Source organism: Pseudooceanicola marinus, from assembly GCF_020177265.1.
Taxonomy (GTDB): Bacteria; Pseudomonadota; Alphaproteobacteria; order Rhodobacterales; family Rhodobacteraceae; genus Pseudooceanicola; species Pseudooceanicola marinus_A.
Genome location: NZ_JAIVMC010000007.1, coordinates 190,774 through 207,696 on the forward strand (window position 1 = coordinate 190,774; position 16,923 = coordinate 207,696).

Here is a 16,923-nt window from a genome sequence, read left to right on the forward strand (position 1 = left end):
TCATTTTGTGACGATATTGTGGTTTCTGTCGAATCCAGGGGGAAAAACATGGGTCTAGATGCGGTGGTGACAAGCCCGCGGGCCGTGGCCCTGGTGGGCGGCGGCAGGGTGCCCGAGGCGGTGCTGGACCGGATCCTGGCGCTGACCGGGCCGGTGGTCGGCGCCGACGGAGGGGCCGCCGCGCTGCTGGCGCGGGGGGTGTCGCCCGACGCGGTGGTGGGCGACATGGACAGCCTCTCCGCCCCGGTGCGGGCCCAGGTGCCCGGGGCGCGCGTCCATCATATCCCCGAGCAGGCCAGCACGGATTTCGAGAAATGCCTGACCCGGATCGCGGCGCCGCTGGTGCTGGGCACCGGTTTCCTCGGCCCGCGCGCCGATCACATGCTGGCGGCGCTGTCGGTGCTGACGACCCATCCTGACCGCCGCTGCCTGCTGGCCAGCGACAGTGACGTGGCCTTTCTCGCCCCGCCGGAACTGCGGCTTTCGCGGCCTGCGGGCGAACGGCTGTCGCTCTTTCCCATGGGAGCCGTCACGGGGCAGTCGGTGGGACTGGAGTGGCCGATCGAGGGGCTTTCCTTCGCCCCGGACGGCCAGATCGGGACGTCGAACCGGGTGACCGGCCCGGTGCGTCTGCGTTTCGACCGGCCGGGCATGATCGTCATACTGCCGGTGGCGGCGCTGGAGGATGCGGCAGCGGCGCTTGACGGCTCGCCCGCGCAATGGCCCGCTCGCGCAGGATGATGTAGAGGCCGGCGGCGATGGTCACCACGATCCCGGCCAGGGCCAGGCCGTCAGGGAAATCGCGGAAGATCAGCCAGCCGATCAGCGTCGCCACGGGGATCTCCAGGTATTGCATCGGGGCCAGGGTGGCAGAGGGCGCATAGCGCAGGCTGGCCGCCATCAGCAGGTGCCCGAAGGATCCGATCAGCCCGATGGCCAGGATCAGCAGCCAGCTTCCGGGATCGGGGGGCAGCATGGTCAGCGGGTCGAGCCCAGCCCAGTGGCCCAGCCCGATCACGGGCACCAGGATCGCCACGGCCATCCCCCCGCTCAGCCCCTGCATGCCGATCGGCGCGATGTCCTTGGCCACCTGCCGTGTCGACAGCATGAAAAGCGAGAAGAGCACCGCGACCCCGAGCGGCAGAAGGGCCGGCCAGCCGACCTCGGCGAAGGAGGGCTGGACAACCATCAGGGTGCCGATGAAGCCCACGGCGCAGGCGGCCAGGCGGCGCGGGCCGACCTCCTCGTCCAGCACGAACCAGCCCAGCAGGAGCATCAGGAAGGGCATGACGAAGGCGATGGCCACCGCGTCCGCCAGTGGCAGGTACAGAAGGGCGGTGAACATGCAGAAGATGCCGCCCATGTGGAACAGCGTCCGGTAGAGCGTGAACCGCAGGACCCGCGGGCTGAGCCCGCGCAACTCGCCTCGCCACAGGGCGACGGGGCCGAGGAAGATCATCTGCGCCAGGAAGCGGAACAGCAGCAGCTGCATCACGGGCAGCACGCCGCCGAGGAGCTTGGCGATGGAATCGCCCAGGGGCGCCAGCACGCAGAACCCCAGCATGAGGGAAATGCCCAGAAGCGGGCGGTCGAGATCCTTGGTCATGGGGCGACGCTAGGGGGCGTCCCAGGGGATGTCCATTGTCCAGGGCGTTTGCGTGGGTGGGGCGGCGTCGGTATCGGCCTGGCGGCCGATCGCCTCCGGCGGGAGTATTTGGACCGAGGTGAAAAGGGGGGGAGGCACCCGGGCTGGTCAGCGGTCCGAGGGCGGAGGCCTGCCACGCCCGGGGAGGAAAAGGAGGCCGCCTTTCCGGGCGCCGTCCTGCCTGGGTCGTACGGCTGGGAATATCCGGGGGTGTCTGTCGCAGGAGAACGGGGCAAGGGCCCCATCTGCCTGTCTCTCGCCTCAGCAGTTGGGTACGTTCACGGCCAGGCCCCCCAGCGAGGTTTCCTTGTAATGTTCGTGCATGTCGCGGCCCGTCTGGCGCATGGTCTCGATGCAGGCGTCCAGCGGCACGAAGTGGCGCCCGTCGCCGCGCAGGGCCAGCGAGGCGGCGGAGACCGCCTTGATGGCGCCCAGCCCGTTGCGTTCGATGCAGGGCACCTGGACGAGGCCCGCGACGGGATCGCAGGTCATGCCGAGGTGGTGCTCCAGGGCGATCTCGGCGGCGTTCTCGATCTGCTCCGGCGTGCCGCCCATGACGGCGCAGAGGCCGGCGGCGGCCATGGCGGCGGCGCTGCCCACCTCGGCCTGACAGCCCGCCTCGGCGCCCGAGATCGAGGCGTTGTATTTCACCAGCCCGCCAATGGCGGCGGCGGTCAGCATGAACTCGGTGATCTTCGACGGCGTCGCCGTGGGCACATGGGTCAGCCAGTATTTCATCACCGCCGGCATCACGCCCGCCGCGCCGTTGGTGGGCGCCGTCACCACCTGGCCCCCGGCGGCGTTTTCCTCGTTCACCGCCATGGCGTAGCAGCTGATCCAGTCGTTGACGACATGGGGCGGGGCCAGGTTGCGGCCTGCTTCCTCCTTAAGGGCCTCGTGGATGGCCCGGGCGCGGCGGCGCACGGCGAGGCCACCGGGCAGCAGGCCGTCGCTGTCGAGCCCACGGTCGATACAATCCGACATCACCTTCCATATCTGGCCGACCCCGGTGCTGACGTCCGGACGGCCGCGTGCGGCCTCGTTGGCGGCCTTCATCTGGGCGATGGTCAGGCCGGAGGCGCGGGCCATCTCCAGCATCTCGGCGGCGGAGTGGAAGGGGTAGGGGATGGGGGTGCCGGGGGCCTTGTCCTCGCCCGCCTCCAGCTCGGCCTCGGTCAGGACGAAGCCGCCGCCGACAGAATAATAGACCTCCGACAGGATCACGTCGCCCTGGGCGTCCAGCGCCATCAGCTTCATCCCGTTGGGGTGGCCCGGCAGCGCCTCGTCGTAGTCGAAGAGCATGTCGCGGGCCGGGTCGAAGGCCATCGGCGGCAGGCCCTCGGGCGTGACCTCGCCGGTCTCGGCGATCCGGGCCAGCGACGCCTCGGCCTTCTCGTTGTCGTAGGTCACCGGCTCGAACCCCGCCAGGCCGAGGATCGTGGCCCGGTCCGTCGCATGCCCCTTGCCGGTGAAGGCCAGCGAGCCGTGCAGCGAGGCGCGCAGGCCCTTCGCCTCGAAGGGGGCTTCGCGCAGCCGGTCGAGGAAACGCGCGGCGGCCACCATCGGCCCCATGGTATGGGACGAGGACGGGCCGATGCCGATCTTGAAGATCTCGAAGACGGAAAGGAACATGAGGCACCCCTGTTTATACCGTGACCCTAGCGCAGGCAGGGCGGGCGACAATGCCGAAAGCGACAGGGGCGGCCCCGGCTGCGGCGTGGCGCCGCCCAGGTCCGCGGTCCGGGTCTTTTGTCTGCCGCCCGGCGCCGCTAGGATGGCGCCAAAGCAAGGGCAGGCGCATGGACCTTTTCGAAGACGACACCTCCGACAATGGCCCGGGAAATTCACCGGAATTCACCGTCTCCGAGATCTCGGGCGCAGTGAAACGCGTGATCGAGGGCGAGTTCGCCCATGTGCGCATCCGGGGCGAGATCGGGCGCGTCAGCACGCCGCGTTCGGGTCATGTCTACATGGATCTGAAGGACGATCGCGCCGTCATCTCGGGGGTGATCTGGAAAGGGGTCGCCAGCCGGCTGGAGACCCGCCCCGAAGAGGGGCTGGAGGTCGTGGCGACGGGCCGTCTGACGACCTTCCCCGGGCAGTCGAAATACCAGCTGGTGATCGAGGACCTGGCGCCGGCGGGCATGGGCGCGCTGATGGCCATGCTGGAAAAGCGCAAGCAGGCGCTGGCTGCCGAGGGGCTGTTCGCCCAGGAGCGCAAGAAACCGCTGCCCTTCCTGCCGGAGGTGATCGGCGTGGTCACCTCGCCCTCGGGCGCTGTCATCCGCGACATCCTGCACCGTCTGCGCGACCGCTTTCCGCGCAAGGTGCTGATCTGGCCCGTGGCCGTGCAGGGCAAGGCCTGCGCGCCGGAGGTGACCCGCGCCATCGAGGGGTTCAACCGGATGACCCCCGGCGGGGCCATGCCGCGCCCGGACCTGCTGATCGTCGCGCGCGGCGGCGGCAGCCTGGAGGACCTCTGGGGGTTCAACGAGGAAAGCGTGGCGCGGGCGGCGGCGGCCAGCCAGATCCCGCTGATTTCGGCCGTGGGGCATGAAACCGACACGACACTGATCGACTTCGCCTCCGACCGTCGCGCGCCCACGCCCACGGCGGCGGCGGAACTGGCGGTGCCTGTGCGCGGCGAACTGCTGGCCTGGGTGGCTGACCAGGGCGCCCGGCTGACCCGCGCCCAGACCAGTGCGGTGGAAACCCGCACGCGATGGCTGCGTGATCTGTCGCGGGCATTGCCGCGGGTGGAAACGCTGGTCGAAGGCCCGGCGCAGCGGCTGGATCACCTGGGCGACCGCCTGCCGCGCGCCCTGACCGGGCTGGCGCAGCGCCGCCGGGTGGAACTGTCGGAAAAGGGCGGGTTGCGGCCCGCGCTGTTGCGGGGGCGGATCAGCGAGGAGCGGCGGCGGCTGGATCAGCTCTCGGCGCGGCTGGCCCCGGCATTGTCGCGGTCCGTGGCGGTGAAATCCGAACGCCTCGCCGCGCGGGGTCGGATCGAGCCCAGCCGGTTGGCGCGCCAGGCAGCACAGGGTCGGACCGAGCTGACGGCGTTGATGGGCCGTTTCGACCGTGGCGCCCGCGGCCAGATCGAGGCGCAGCGCCAGCGGCTGACCGCGCTGGATCGCCTGCGCGAAACGTTGGGCTACAAGGCGACCCTGCGGCGTGGCTATGCGGTGGTGCGCGACGAGGCGGGCCAGGTGCTGCGCGACAGCGTGGCGGCAGGCGCGGCCGCGGGGCTGGAGATCGAGTTTGCCGATGGCCGCTTGGCGGTCGGGGCCGGGGGCCGCGTCCCTGCGCCCGAGGCCACTGCCAAATCCGCGTCGAAGCCCGCCTCGAAAGCAGCCCCGCGCAAGGCGCCGAAATCGGACGGTGGCGGGTCTGGCGGAGGCACGCCGCCGGAACAGGGCTCTCTCTTCTAGGATCTCGTTTCTAGCATCCCGGGCGGGCACGCCACAGGCCGGGAGGCCGGCGGTGCCTCAGACGCCGATCTCGGGGCCGGGGCAGGCCAGGGGCTCTTCGCTGCTCTGCATCTCGTAAAGCTCGGTCTGGCTGCCCGGCCCCTGGAAGGTCGCGGTCAGCCCGCCGCCCGATCCGGCCGCGAAGCTCCAGCATTGCGGCTCGGGGGTCTGCTCGTAGGTGAAACAGATCAGCCCGTTTTCCTCATACCATTGCCCTTCCTGGCAGTCGCCGTCGAGGAAGGACCAGCGCACGCGGCGGTTCGACAGGTATTCCTCTGCGCCGTAGGGGGCCCCTTGCGAGCCGTAGGTGAAGGTGCGCCCCTGGGTGTAGGCGTCGAATTCCGCCGCCGACATCGAGGACGCAGGGGCCTGTTGTGTGGGGGCCTGTTGCGCTGTGGCAGGCAGGGCGGTGGCGGTGAGCAGCGCAAGGGTGAGAAGCGGTTTCATGCGGGCACTGTGACAGGTCGCGGGCAGGTCGCAAACGTCAAACCGCGTCACCTGGCTGTGACGGGCGGGCGCTTGCCGTGCCGCTGCCTGCCTTTGACTGCGCCCTGTGCAGGGCATCGACACGGGGGTCCATGACGTGCCGCCACCAACGCGGCACCAGGGCCACCGTCGCCATGACCGGCAGGGAGCGTGGCAGGATCGGCATCGCGTCCCGGTCCAGTTGCAGCCCGGGGTAGATACGCCCCGGGTGCAGGTGATGGTCGGAATGGCGTGGCGCATTCAGCATCATCGCCTGGGTGGCCGCATGGGGCGTGTTCCAGGAATGGCCCATGCCGACAGGCTCCAGCCGGCCATCCGGGCGCTCGCCGCGTTCCAGCCCGTAGTGCTGCACGTAGTCCGACAGCAGGATCTGGATCTGCGCCAGGATGCAAATCCCCAGATAGATCGCCGCGCCGCGCGCCCCGCCGAAGGCGCAGGCCAACAGCAGGCACAGCAGGGCCACCGCGACGTAGCCGATGTAGGGATGATGCCACCAGCCGCGCCCCGCGCGGCGCAGGTCGCGGGTTTCGGCGCGGAGCCCTTCGCGGAAACTGCCGCGCCAGGCTCGCCGCAGGTAGCGCCAGAACCCTTCGCCCCGCCGGGCCGTGTTGGGATCGCGCCGGGAGGCGACCCAGACATGATGCACCTTCGGGTGGGCGCTGGCGTGGTGGCCGAACAGCATCGTGGAATAGACCAACCGCCCGAGCCTCCGCAGGCCGCGTTTGGGGCGGTGGATCAGCTCATGCGCATTCGGGTGGCTGACCTGGCCGAAATAGACGGCGAAGGCCAGCGCGGCGGGCGCCATCTCGGCCCAACCCTCGGCTCCGCCGGGACCGCCGAGGAACCGCAGCGCGATCAGCACCAGCCACAGGTGTGCCAGCCCGAGCGTCAGCGACAGGCCGACCCCGGCGTCGAAGGCGCGGTCCGTGGGCGTGTTCTGCCAGTTCTTCGGCAAGAGCGCGTCCAGCAGGGCAGTGAGGCCGGTCAGCCAGGCCAGGGCGATCCAGCCCCATGGTCCGCCGACCAGCGCGGCCAGGACCAGCAGGGGCAGGGGACAGAGCGTGGCAATCACGAAAGCAACCATGAGGGTTCCCGGGGGAGAGGAAGAATGCGCGCCGCCGACCTGGCCGGGGCGCCTTTGTCTAACATAGCGCGCAATGGGTTGGGAAACGGGTGCAATCTCCTCCTTCTCCCGGCATTTCGCCTACTTTCGCCCGCGCTCCGCGTCCCGCGCCCCCTTCCATCGTCCCCGCTTTGGCATTACCTCCGTAACGGTAACGACCGGAGGCCCCATGGCGCTGTTTTCCAAACTGAAGGACCGTCTGTTCAAATCCTCGTCCCGGCTGGAGGCCGGTCTGGATGCGATCGTCGAGGAAGGGGCCGAGGCGCCCGAACAGCCCGAGACGCCGGAGCCCGCGCCAACCCCGCGCCCCGAGCCAAAGCCGGAGCCGAAGCCGGAGCCTGCCCCGGAACCGGAGCCCGAGCCCGTACCGGCGCCCACGCCGCAGCCTGACCCGGCGCCTGCGCCCACGCCGCAGCCGGAGATCCCGCCCGCGACCCCGCCCGAGGATCCCGCGCCCACGCCCGACAGCGATCCGGGCGTGCCGCCGACCCCCGGCCCCGACCTGCCCAGCCCCGGCCCTGACGAGGTGCCTCCCCCCGCGCCGGACCTGGCGTCGGTGACGCCAAAGGGTGGGCTTGTCTCGCGCCTGTTCGGGCGGGGCCAGGCCGCCGTGCCGCGCCGGGTGCTGGACGACGAGATGCTGGAAAGCCTCGAAGAGCTTCTGATCGCCTCGGACATGGGGGTGGATACCGCGTTGCGGGTGACGGCCAACATGGCCGAGGGGCGCATGGGCCAGAAGCTCTCGGTCGACGAAATCAAGCGTCTGCTGGCCGAGGAGGTCACCCGGGTGATGGAGCCGGTGGCGCGCCCGCTGCCGATCTACCCGAAGAAGCCGCAGGTGGTGCTGGTGGTGGGCGTCAACGGGTCGGGCAAGACCACGACCATCGGCAAGCTGGCCTCGCAGTTCCGTGACGCGGGCAAGTCGGTGGTGATCGCCGCCGGCGACACCTTCCGCGCGGCGGCCGTCGAACAGCTGGAGGTCTGGGGCCAGCGCGCTGGCGTGCCGGTGCTGAAGGCCGAAACCGGCTCCGACCCGGCCAGCCTGGCGTTTGATGCCATGACCAAGGCCGAGGCCGAGGGGGCCGATCTGCTGATGATCGACACCGCCGGGCGTCTGCAGAACCGCGCCGACCTTATGGAAGAGCTGGCCAAGATCGTCCGGGTGATCCGCAAGAAGGATCCTTCGGCGCCGCACAACACCCTGCTGGTGCTGGATGCCACCACCGGCCAGAACGCCCTGAGCCAGGTCGAGACCTTCCAGAAGCTGGCCGATGTATCGGGCCTGGTGATGACGAAGCTGGACGGCACGGCCAAGGGCGGTGTGCTGGTGGCGCTGGCCGACAAGTTCGGCCTGCCGATCCATGCCATCGGCGTGGGGGAGCAGATCGACGACCTGGCGCCCTTCGACCCGGCCGATTTCGCCCGGGCCCTGACCGGGCTGGACAGCTGAGGCGCGCCGGCCCCTCTCACGGACCTCATCCCCTTCGGCGGGCCGCGGACCGGCCCGTCATTCCAGCACGCGCTTCAGCAGCCACAGCACGGTGACGGCCATGACCGACGTCAGCGCCGCCAGCGCCAGGTTGCCCATCCCCGCCGAGAGGCCGACCGCGCCCGCCAGCCACAGGCCCGCGCCCGTGGTGATGCCGCGCACCTTGTCGTCGGCGGTGAAGATCGCGCCGCCCGCCAGGAAGGCGACCCCGGCGGTCACCGCCTCGATCACGCGGATCGGATCCTTGCGGACAGAGGAATCGTCCGTCAGCGGGTCCATCAGGATTCCCAGCATGATGAGGGTGAACAGACAAGCGGCCAGCGACACCAGGATGTGGGTGCGCAGCCCGGCCGATTTTTCCTGCCGCTCCCGCTCCCAGCCGATGATCCCGCCAAGCAGCAGGGCACTGAACAGGCGCAACAGGATCTCGGGCCAGCTGAGGCCGGCGACGGGCGGAGCAAAATGGGTGCTGAGTAGGTTTTCCATCACCGGGCCAACGCCCTACGCCCATCTAGGGTTCATTTCCCGAAAGGCCTCGCGCGCATGAGTGACTGGATCACCGCCATTGAGGGCACGGAGGCCGGCCATCAGGCCGCGCTGATCCTGGCGCTATCCGCGGCCCTTCTGCATGCGCTGTTCGGGTCCTTGCAGAAGGGGCGCCTGGATCCCTGGACCTCGCGCGGCATCATGGATGTCTTCATGGTGGCCCTGGCCGTGCCGGCGGTGCTTTGGCTGGTGCCGGCGCCGCAGGGCGCGCTGCAATGGGGGCTGGTGCTGGGGGCGATCCCCATTCACATGGCCTACAAGATCGGCATGGCCATGGCCTACAGCCGGGGCGCCTACACGGTGGTCTACCCGGTGGTGCGCGGCACCGGCCCGGTCTTCACCGTGCTGGGCGCCTGGGTGGTCTTCGGTGAGGTGTTCCAGCCGCTGCAGTGGCTGGGCGTCGGCATCCTGATGGCGGGGATCCTCGGACTGGCGCTTTACAACCTGCGTCGCATCGTGGTGGCGCGGGAGACGCTGGTGGCGGCGCTGATCCTGGCGGTGGTCACCGGCGCGCTGGTCGCGCTTTATACCACCTACGACGCCTATGCGATCCGTGCGCTGCCCGATCCCTTCACCTTCCTCGCCTGGTTCTTCCTGGTCACGAACCTGGACTTCCCCCTTGTCCTGGCCTGGCGCTGGCGCCATCTGGACATCAGACCCGCGCCGCGTGACTGGCTGCGCGGCGGGTTCCTCGGCGCGCTGGTGGCCTATGGCTCCTTCGGGTCGGTCATGCTGGCGACGCGGCTGGACAAGGTGGGCGAGGCGGCGGTGCTGCGCGAAACCTCCACCGTCTTTGCCGCGCTGATTGGCTGGCTGGTGCTGAAGGAAACGGTGGGGCCGCGCCGTATCGCCCTGATGGCATTGATCGCCGTGGGCGCCGTGGTAGTAGAAGTAGCCGGATGATGAAGGAGCGCCCCGTGGCCGAGCCCAAGAAGATTTCACCTGCCCTGAAACTTGGCCTGGAGCTGGGGCCGATCCTGGTCTTCTTCGCTGCATATCTTCTGCTGAAGGACAACATCTACACCATCGGCGGGCGCGACTACGAAGGGTTCATCCTGGTCACCGCCGGGTTCATCCCGCTGATGCTGGCCTCCACCTTTGCCCTGTGGCGGCTGACCGGCAAGCTGTCGAAGATGCAGGTGATGACGGCGGTGCTGATCGTGATCTTCGGCGGGCTGTCGGTCTGGCTGAACGATGACCGCTTCTTCAAGATGAAGCCGACGCTGATCTACCTGCTGTTCGGCGGTGCCCTGGGCCTGGGCCTGCTGCGCGGAGAAAGCTGGCTGCAGATCGTCATGGAAGAGGCCGTGCCGCTGACCCACGAAGGCTGGATGATCCTGACCCGACGGCTGTGCTATTTCTTCCTGGCGCTTGCGGTTCTGAACGAGGTGATCTGGCGCACGCAAAGCACCGACACCTGGGTCTATTTCAAGACCTTCGGCCTGTCGGCGGCGGTCTTCCTGTTCTTCATCACGCAGGGAAAGGTGTTCCAGGACCACGGCATCGAAGAGGCCGAGGGCGACGAGAGCTGACGGGCCCGCAGGCGGCGCTTTCCCGGCCCGGCTCCGGTCGGGCCACTGTCATTTCCCTGTCATCGCCCCGCGTTAGGGCTGCGCCTGTCTGTTCATGACAGGAGGGCGTCATGCCTTTCTCCCCCCGCCGTCGCGCCGGAGCGGGCATGTTGGCCATGGCTCTTGCCCTGCTGATCCTGCCCCCGGCGCCCTCAGCCGCGCAGAGCCTTGAGATGACCCACCTGTTGACCGACCCCTACCTGCAACTGCCGACCGAGACGGGGGTGCGGGTGGTCTGGCTGACCGAGTTCGAGGGCCGCGATCACCAGGTGGTGCTGGCGGATGGCACCCGGGTCGCGGCCCGGACGCTGAAGATGTCGCGCATGGCCGAGGATGCTGACAGTCATATCGGCACGCAGTCGGGCGATGGCAGCCTGTACCCCCGCGCCACCCCGCGGGCCATCTGGCGGCATGAGGCGCAGGTCGAGGGGCTGACGCCCGGCCAGCGGACGGGCTACCACGTCGAAAGCACGGACGGGGCGGGCAGGAGGCTGACCAGCGAAAGCTACACCCTCGCGGCCCTGCCACGACCGGGCCAGCCGCTGCGCATCCTTCTGACCTCGGACCACCAGCAGAAGCCGATGACACCGGCCAACATGCAGCAGGTGGAGGCAATGTTCGGCCCGCTCGACGCGGTGTTCTTCGCCGGCGACTTGCAGAACGTGCCGGATCGCGCCTCGGGCTGGTTCGACGACACGCGTGGCGCCGCCTTCTTCCCGGCGATGCAGGGGCGGGCGGACACGGTGTTGCGCACCGCCGGGGAGGCCGGCGAGACCCGCTACCACGGGGGCCGCATCCTGCAGCATGCGCCGCTTTTCCCGATCATCGGCAATCATGAGGTGATGGGCCGCTACGATCCGCGGGCGCCGCTGGTGCGACAGTTCAACGATCCGGATCCCCGCGCCGTGGCCGAGGCGGGCTATGAGGCCCGTGCGGGGCTATTGAACCCCTCGGGCGATCCCGGCGTCCAGGAGGGCTGGATCCGGGACAATGCCTTCAACACCCTCAGCTATGAAGAGCTGTTCACCCTGCCCGATGACAGCCCGGGGGGCGAAACCTACTACGCTCTGCGGTTCGGCGATGTCTTCCTGATCGGGCTTTACGGCACGCGCATCTGGCGCAACCCGACGATGGCGTCGGACCGGCGCGGCAAGTACCGCGAGGCTGATCAGCATCTGGACAACCCCGACCAGTGGGGCTGGGGGGAATTCATCTTCGAGGACATGGCCGCGGGCTCTCGCCAGCACGACTGGCTGAAGACGGTGCTGGCAAGCGACGCCTTCCGCACCGCGCCGGTGAAAGTGGCGATGATGCACACCCCTTCGCATGGGGTCGGCGACAACTCTATCCCGGTCTTCGCTGATCCGGTGCCGGTGCTGGACCGGGACGAGGCGGGGCGGCTGACCGGGGTGCGCTACGAGTATCCGCTGGGCGATGACATCTACATCCGCGACGTCGAACCGCTGCTGGAGGCGGCGGGGGTGCATCTGCTGCACAATGGCCATTCACACCTGTGGACCCGCTTCGTCACGGCGGGCGGGCTGAACGTGCTGGAAACCTCGAACGTGGGCAATTCCTATGGCTGCTACCTGCCGGGGCAGCGCCCCCGCACCAACGGTCCCGACGATCCGCGATTCGATGCGGTGAGCTACCCGGCGTGGGGCGATCCGCACGGGCTGTCCCCCGTGCCCCCGACCGAGTTCGCGCCGCAGACGGGCGAGGACGGCACGCCGCTGCCCTGCCTCGCCTCCGACGTGCTCTCGGCCTTCTCCATCCTGGAAACGGATGAGACGGGCGCCCGGGTCAGTTCCTACGTCTTCGATTCGACGCGACCTGACGTGGCGCCGCGCCTCTTCGACCGTTTCCCGCTGCGATGAGGGGCGGGAGACCCAACTTCAGCCACTAGTTGATGATCTCTACTGACTCCGCTCCCGGTGGTGGTTCCGCCATGTGTTTCACGCATGGCGGATCTGCGTGCCGTCGCGGCCCACTGGCGGTCGGTGCACATTTGTATTCAATTGGAACCGTTCCAGCGCGGGTCTGTCCCGCCGCCAGGTCGAACCAGCCGAGGAGGATGCTTCGCTGATGTCCAACCGAATTTCCAACGAGACCCTGCGCGCCCGGATGATGAGCGCCGAGGATGCCGCCAGCCTGATCGCCCCTGGCGATACCATCGGGATGAGCGGTTTCACCGGCTCGGGCTACCCCAAGGAGGTGCCCCAGGCCCTGGCCGCGCGGATCGAGGCAAAGCACGCCGAAGGCACGCCGTTCAAGGTGAAGATCTGGTCGGGGGCCTCCACGGGGCCGGAGCTGGACGGGGCCTTGGCCAAGGCCGACGGGATCGAGTTCCGGCTGCCCTACAACTCGGACCCGATCGCCCGCGAGAAGATCAACAACGGCGAGATGAACTATTTCGACATGCACCTCAGCCAGGTCGCGCCGATGGCCTGGGAAGGCTTCATGGGCAAGATGGACGTGGCCGTGGTCGAGATCTCGGGCATCACGCCCGAGGGCGACCTGATCCCGTCCTCGTCGGTGGGCAACAACAAGACCTGGCTGGAACTGGCCGACAAGATCATCCTGGAGGTCAACGACTGGCAGTCCGAGCACCTGAACGGGATGCACGACATCTACTATGGCACGGCCCTGCCGCCGAACCGGGTGCCGATCCCGTTGGTGAAATCCGACGACCGCATCGGTCAGCCGCATTTCCGCGTAGATCTGTCGAAGGTGGCCGCTGTGGTGCGCACCGATGCGCCCGACCGCAACGCCCCCTTCAGCCCGCCCGACCAGACGTCGCTGACCATCGCCAGCCACATCATCGAGTTCCTGGAATGGGAGGCCAAGCGCGCCGGCCTGCCGAAATCGCTGCTGCCGATCCAGTCAGGCGTGGGCAACGTGCCCAATGCGGTGATGGCCGGGCTGATCGAGGCGCCGTTCGAGAACATGACCGCCTTCACCGAGGTCATCCAGGACGGCATGCTGGACATGATCGAGGCGGGCACCCTGCGCATGGCCTCCGCCACCGCTTTCTCGCTGAGCCCGGAAAAGGCGCAGTATTTCAACGACAACGCCGAACGGTTCAAGGACCGGCTGCTGCTGCGGCCGCAGGACATCTCGAACAACCCCGAACTGGTGCGCCGCCTGGGCTGCATCGCCATGAACGGGTTGATCGAGGCGGACATCTTCGGGGCCGTGAACTCCACCCATATCATGGGCTCGCGCATTCAGAACGGCATCGGCGGCTCGGGCGATTTCGCCCGCAACGGCTATGTCTCTATCTTCGTCACGCCGTCCACGGCCAAGGGCGGCGCGATCTCGGCCATCGTGCCGCGCGTGGCCCATGTGGACCACATCAGCCAGGACGTGCAGGTGATCGTGACCGAACAGGGCCTGGCGGATCTGCGCGGCCTGGCGCCGCGGCAGCGCGCCGAGCTGATCATCGAACAATGCGCCCACCCCGACTACCGTCCCATGCTGCGCGACTATTACACCCGCGCCCTGCAGGACAGCTACGGCAAGCATGCGCCGACTCTGCTGAACGAGGCGCTGTCGTGGCACCAGCGGTTCGTCGAAACCGGCACGATGAAGCTCTAAGCCATTCACAGGCGTAAGAAAAAGGCGCGCGTCCCGAGGGGCGCGCGCCTGACTGAGAAACCGCTAAGGGAAAGCGGTAACGCCTTCCTTAACGCCAGCCGAGAGCGGGCGCCACGTCTTTCAGGATGCTTTCGATCACATGGGCGTTGTAATCGACGCCCAGGGAGTTCGGCACGGTCAAAAGCAGGGTATCGGCCTCGGCGATCGCCTCGTCCTTTTCCAGCTGCTTGATCAACTTGTCCGGCTCATCCGCGTAGCTGCGCCCGAAGATCGAGCGTTGCTGTTCGATGTAGCCGACGCTGTCATCCTCCTTGCCGCCGCGCCCGAAATAGGCCCGGTCCATGTCGTTGGTCAGGGCAAAGATCGACCGGCTGACCGAGACGCGCGGCGTGCGCTTGTGACCGGCGGCCTTCCAGGCCTCGCGGTAGGCGCGGATCTGCTGCGCCTGCTGGACGTGGAAGGGTTCGCCCGTCTCGTCGTCCTTCAGGGTGGAGCTTTGCAGGTTCATGCCCAGCATGGCGGCCCATTCGGCGGTCTTCACGCTGCCCGAGCCCCACCAGATGCGATCCTTCAGCCCTTCGGAGAAGGGTTCCAGCCGCAGCTTGCCCGGCGGGTTGGGGAACATCGGGCGCGGGTTCGGCTCGGCAAAGCCCTGGCCTTCCAGCATCTGCAGGAAGACCTGGGCGTGGCGGCGCCCCATGTCGGCGTCGGTTTCATCCTCGCCGGGGTTGTAGCCGAAATAGCGCCAGCCTTCGATCACCTGTTCCGGGCTGCCACGCGATAGGCCCAGTTGCAGGCGACCCTCGGAAATCAGGTCGGCGGCGCCGGCATCCTCGGCCATGTAGAGAGGGTTTTCATAGCGCATGTCGATGACGCCGGTGCCGATCTCGATCTTCGAGGTCTTGGCGCCGACGGCGGCCAGCAGGGGGAAGGGGCTGGCGTGCTGACGGGCAAAGTGGTGCACGCGGAAATAGGCGCCGTCGGCGCCCAGTTCCTCGGCCGCGACCGACAGGTCGATGGCCTGCAGCAGGGCGTCGCCGGCGGTCCGGGTGGCCGAGCCGCGCTGCGCGGACCAATGGCCGAAGGACAGAAAGCCGATCTTCTTCATCTCGTGTCTCCTCGGGATCGGGCAGCGCGACAGGGGCCGCGCCCGCCCGTCCTGTTTGAGAGACAGCTAGTCATTCCGACCCCACCCGGGCAAGCGGCGGGGCTGTGTGTGCGGGCGCAATGGCTGTGCGCCCGCGTCACGGGCGGCTCACTTCTGGCCGAAGAGCACCTTCTGCGCGTCCTTCGACTGCGTCACCGCGCGTTTGTCGGACGACAGGGCCTTGCCCTTCTGCACCGCCTCGCGCGCGCCGACCTGGTCGAGCCAGCGCGACAGGTTGGGCTTGTCGCTGATGTCCTGTTGCTGGCCTTCCCACAGGATCGCCCAGGGCCAGATCGCCATGTCGGCGATGGAATAGAAGTCGCCGGCAACATATTCCGTCTTGGCCAGCTGCCGGTCGAGAACGCCATGCAGGCGGTTCACCTCGTTACGGTAGCGGTCCTGGGCATAGGGCAGTTCGTGCCCCATCTGGGGGGCGTATTTCAGGAAGTGATGCGCCTGGCCGGCCATCGGGCCAAGGCCTCCCATCTGCCACATCAGCCACTGGTCCACCGCGATCCGGTCGCGTTCGGTGGGGCCGCAGAACTGGCCGGTCTTGCGCGCCAGGTACTGCAGGATGGCGCCGCTTTCGAAGATCGAGATCGGCTCTCCCTCCGGGCCGTCAGGGTCGATGATCGCGGGCATCCGGTTGTTGGGAGAAATCTTCAGGAAGTCAGGCTCGAACTGCTGGCCGGCGCTGATGTCCACGAGGGTCAGGTTGTAGGGCAGGCCCATCTCCTCCAGCGCGATGGAGATCTTCCATCCGTTGGGCGTGGGCCAGTAGTAAAGCTCGATCGGCGTGGTCATGACATCCTCCTGTTCGCGAGGGGTCATGATGACGCATTGGCGCCCCATGGCAAGGGCAGGGACCAGCCGGCCCGGGCGGGCCGTGCGGGTTTGCCGATGGCCTGCGTCACTTCGGCGTGAAGCGCGGCGCCCTGCGGGCCGGTCAGCGCGCGGTAAAGCGGAAAGGCGCCCTCGCGCAGGTAGGTCGACCAGTGGCAGATCCGGCGGTCCGGCGCGGCCAGGGGAAAGCCAAGGGCGCAGAGGCCGGCCAGGTGCCGACTGTCGTCAAGCCGCAGTTCCGGCAGGGCGGGGACGCCGGCACGCCCCAGAACTGTGTCATTCCAGCGCCTGCCGAGGACGAGTCCCCCCAGCATCAGGTCGAAGATGCCGTTTTCCCCGCTGGTCACATGCAGAAGGCGGGCGCGCCGCCCGGCCGGGCTGGTCAGCGCGGCCTCCAGGTGGCTGGCGTGATCGGCGGCGGCCAGCAACAGGACGCGGTCCAGCACGGGGCCATCCAACGCCGCCAGGGCCGACAGCAGCACCCGCGCGCCCAGCGAATGGCCCAGGGCGTGGATCGGGCGATGCGGCGCCAGGCGCCGCAGCTCCGCCAGGACCTGCGCCAGGTCCCGGCCCGCCGCCTCGGCCCGGGCATAGGCCTGCCAGATCGTGCCGCGGGCAGGCCAGCCGAAGGCCAGGCCCAGGCGTCCGTCCTCGCCGATACCCAGGCCCCGGGGCCAGCTGGCGGCCTTGCGGCAGGCATGGCTGACATGATCCGAAAGGATGTGACGATGTGGGCAATGCTGCGGGTCGCCGGGCAGAAAACGGTAGCCGTGCACCATCACGATGATCGGGCCGGCGGGCCCCTGTGTGGCGCGGGGGCCGAGCACCTGGCGCAGCGCCGGTCCGGCGGGCGCGCCGCCGTCGTGGGTCACCGGCCCCTGCGGGCTCGTGTTTATCCGGATCAAGCTCATCGCAACGAGCCCTCTGCTCAACTCTGCGTCATGGCTAACCCAAAGAAGCAAAGGAGCCGTGAAATCTCCGTAACAGCGCCGTGACGGGGCGTGGC

General features: G+C 68.6%; 15 protein-coding genes. 7 read left to right on the forward strand and 8 right to left on the reverse strand.

Going from position 1 to position 16,923, the window contains the following annotated elements; all coding sequences use genetic code 11:
• Positions 1–48 precede the first annotated feature (48 nt).
• Positions 49–741: a thiamine diphosphokinase gene (locus LC066_RS13465; protein ID WP_224899889.1), complete on the forward strand. Its 693-nt coding sequence runs from the start codon at positions 49–51 to the stop codon at positions 739–741.
• Here LC066_RS13465 and LC066_RS13470 read toward each other — a convergent pair.
• Both LC066_RS13470 and LC066_RS13475 read right to left on the reverse strand, forming a co-directional pair.
• Positions 659–1,606 (reverse strand): DMT family transporter, encoded by a 948-nt coding sequence (locus LC066_RS13470; protein WP_224899893.1) that lies wholly within the window; start codon positions 1,604–1,606, stop codon positions 659–661. The genes LC066_RS13465 and LC066_RS13470 overlap by 83 nt on opposite strands.
• 300 nt (positions 1,607–1,906) lie before the next feature.
• Entirely contained in the window at positions 1,907–3,277 is a 1,371-nt protein-coding gene (locus LC066_RS13475) for an L-serine ammonia-lyase (RefSeq protein WP_224899896.1), read from the reverse strand.
• A gap of 167 nt (positions 3,278–3,444) precedes the next feature.
• On the opposite strand from LC066_RS13475, the gene xseA reads away from it, so the two are divergent.
• On the forward strand, positions 3,445–5,076 hold the full coding sequence (gene xseA, locus LC066_RS13480) for an exodeoxyribonuclease VII large subunit (protein ID WP_224899899.1): 1,632 nt from the start codon (positions 3,445–3,447) through the stop codon (positions 5,074–5,076).
• 57 nt (positions 5,077–5,133) lie between these two features.
• Here xseA and LC066_RS13485 read toward each other — a convergent pair whose 3' ends face one another.
• Together LC066_RS13485 and LC066_RS13490 are read right to left on the reverse strand one after the other, a co-directional pair.
• Positions 5,134–5,562 (reverse strand): hypothetical protein, encoded by a 429-nt coding sequence (locus LC066_RS13485; RefSeq protein WP_224899902.1) that lies wholly within the window; start codon positions 5,560–5,562, stop codon positions 5,134–5,136.
• A 37-nt stretch (positions 5,563–5,599) separates the two neighbouring features.
• Positions 5,600–6,685, reverse strand: a complete 1,086-nt coding sequence (locus tag LC066_RS13490; protein WP_224899905.1) for an alkane 1-monooxygenase — start codon at positions 6,683–6,685, stop codon at positions 5,600–5,602.
• 208 nt (positions 6,686–6,893) lie between these two features.
• Between LC066_RS13490 and ftsY the strand changes: the two genes are divergently transcribed.
• The gene (ftsY, locus tag LC066_RS13495; RefSeq protein ID WP_224899908.1) at positions 6,894–8,174 is read left to right on the forward strand and encodes a signal recognition particle-docking protein FtsY; all 1,281 of its coding nucleotides are present in this window, start codon (positions 6,894–6,896) and stop codon (positions 8,172–8,174) included.
• 57 nt (positions 8,175–8,231) lie between these two features.
• Here the strand turns inward: ftsY and LC066_RS13500 are convergent, their stop codons facing one another.
• Positions 8,232–8,699, reverse strand: a complete 468-nt coding sequence (locus LC066_RS13500; RefSeq protein WP_224899912.1) for an MgtC/SapB family protein — start codon at positions 8,697–8,699, stop codon at positions 8,232–8,234.
• A 57-nt stretch (positions 8,700–8,756) separates the two neighbouring features.
• Between LC066_RS13500 and LC066_RS13505 the strand changes: the two genes are divergently transcribed.
• The 4 genes from LC066_RS13505 to LC066_RS13520 all read left to right on the forward strand — a co-directional run bounded on the left by LC066_RS13505 (position 8,757) and on the right by LC066_RS13520 (position 13,927).
• A complete protein-coding gene (locus tag LC066_RS13505) occupies positions 8,757–9,662 on the forward strand; it encodes a DMT family transporter (RefSeq protein ID WP_224899915.1) in 906 nt (301 codons plus the stop codon).
• Positions 9,662–10,291, forward strand: a complete 630-nt coding sequence (locus tag LC066_RS13510) for an inner membrane-spanning protein YciB (RefSeq protein ID WP_085887918.1) — start codon at positions 9,662–9,664, stop codon at positions 10,289–10,291. Before LC066_RS13505 ends, LC066_RS13510 begins: the two co-directional genes overlap by 1 nt.
• A gap of 110 nt (positions 10,292–10,401) precedes the next feature.
• Entirely contained in the window at positions 10,402–12,207 is a 1,806-nt protein-coding gene (locus tag LC066_RS13515; RefSeq protein ID WP_224899918.1) for a metallophosphoesterase, read from the forward strand.
• 208 nt (positions 12,208–12,415) lie between these two features.
• Entirely contained in the window at positions 12,416–13,927 is a 1,512-nt protein-coding gene (locus LC066_RS13520) for an acetyl-CoA hydrolase/transferase family protein (protein ID WP_224899920.1), read from the forward strand.
• A gap of 88 nt (positions 13,928–14,015) precedes the next feature.
• Here the strand turns inward: LC066_RS13520 and LC066_RS13525 are convergent, their stop codons facing one another.
• From LC066_RS13525 to LC066_RS13535, 3 genes are all read right to left on the reverse strand, one after another.
• On the reverse strand, positions 14,016–15,035 hold the full coding sequence (locus LC066_RS13525; RefSeq protein WP_085887416.1) for an LLM class flavin-dependent oxidoreductase: 1,020 nt from the start codon (positions 15,033–15,035) through the stop codon (positions 14,016–14,018).
• A gap of 147 nt (positions 15,036–15,182) precedes the next feature.
• Positions 15,183–15,878, reverse strand: a complete 696-nt coding sequence (locus tag LC066_RS13530; RefSeq protein WP_224899922.1) for a glutathione S-transferase N-terminal domain-containing protein — start codon at positions 15,876–15,878, stop codon at positions 15,183–15,185.
• A gap of 23 nt (positions 15,879–15,901) precedes the next feature.
• Positions 15,902–16,789 (reverse strand): DUF726 domain-containing protein, encoded by an 888-nt coding sequence (locus tag LC066_RS13535; RefSeq protein WP_224899925.1) that lies wholly within the window; start codon positions 16,787–16,789, stop codon positions 15,902–15,904.
• Positions 16,790–16,923: the final 134 nt, after the last annotated feature.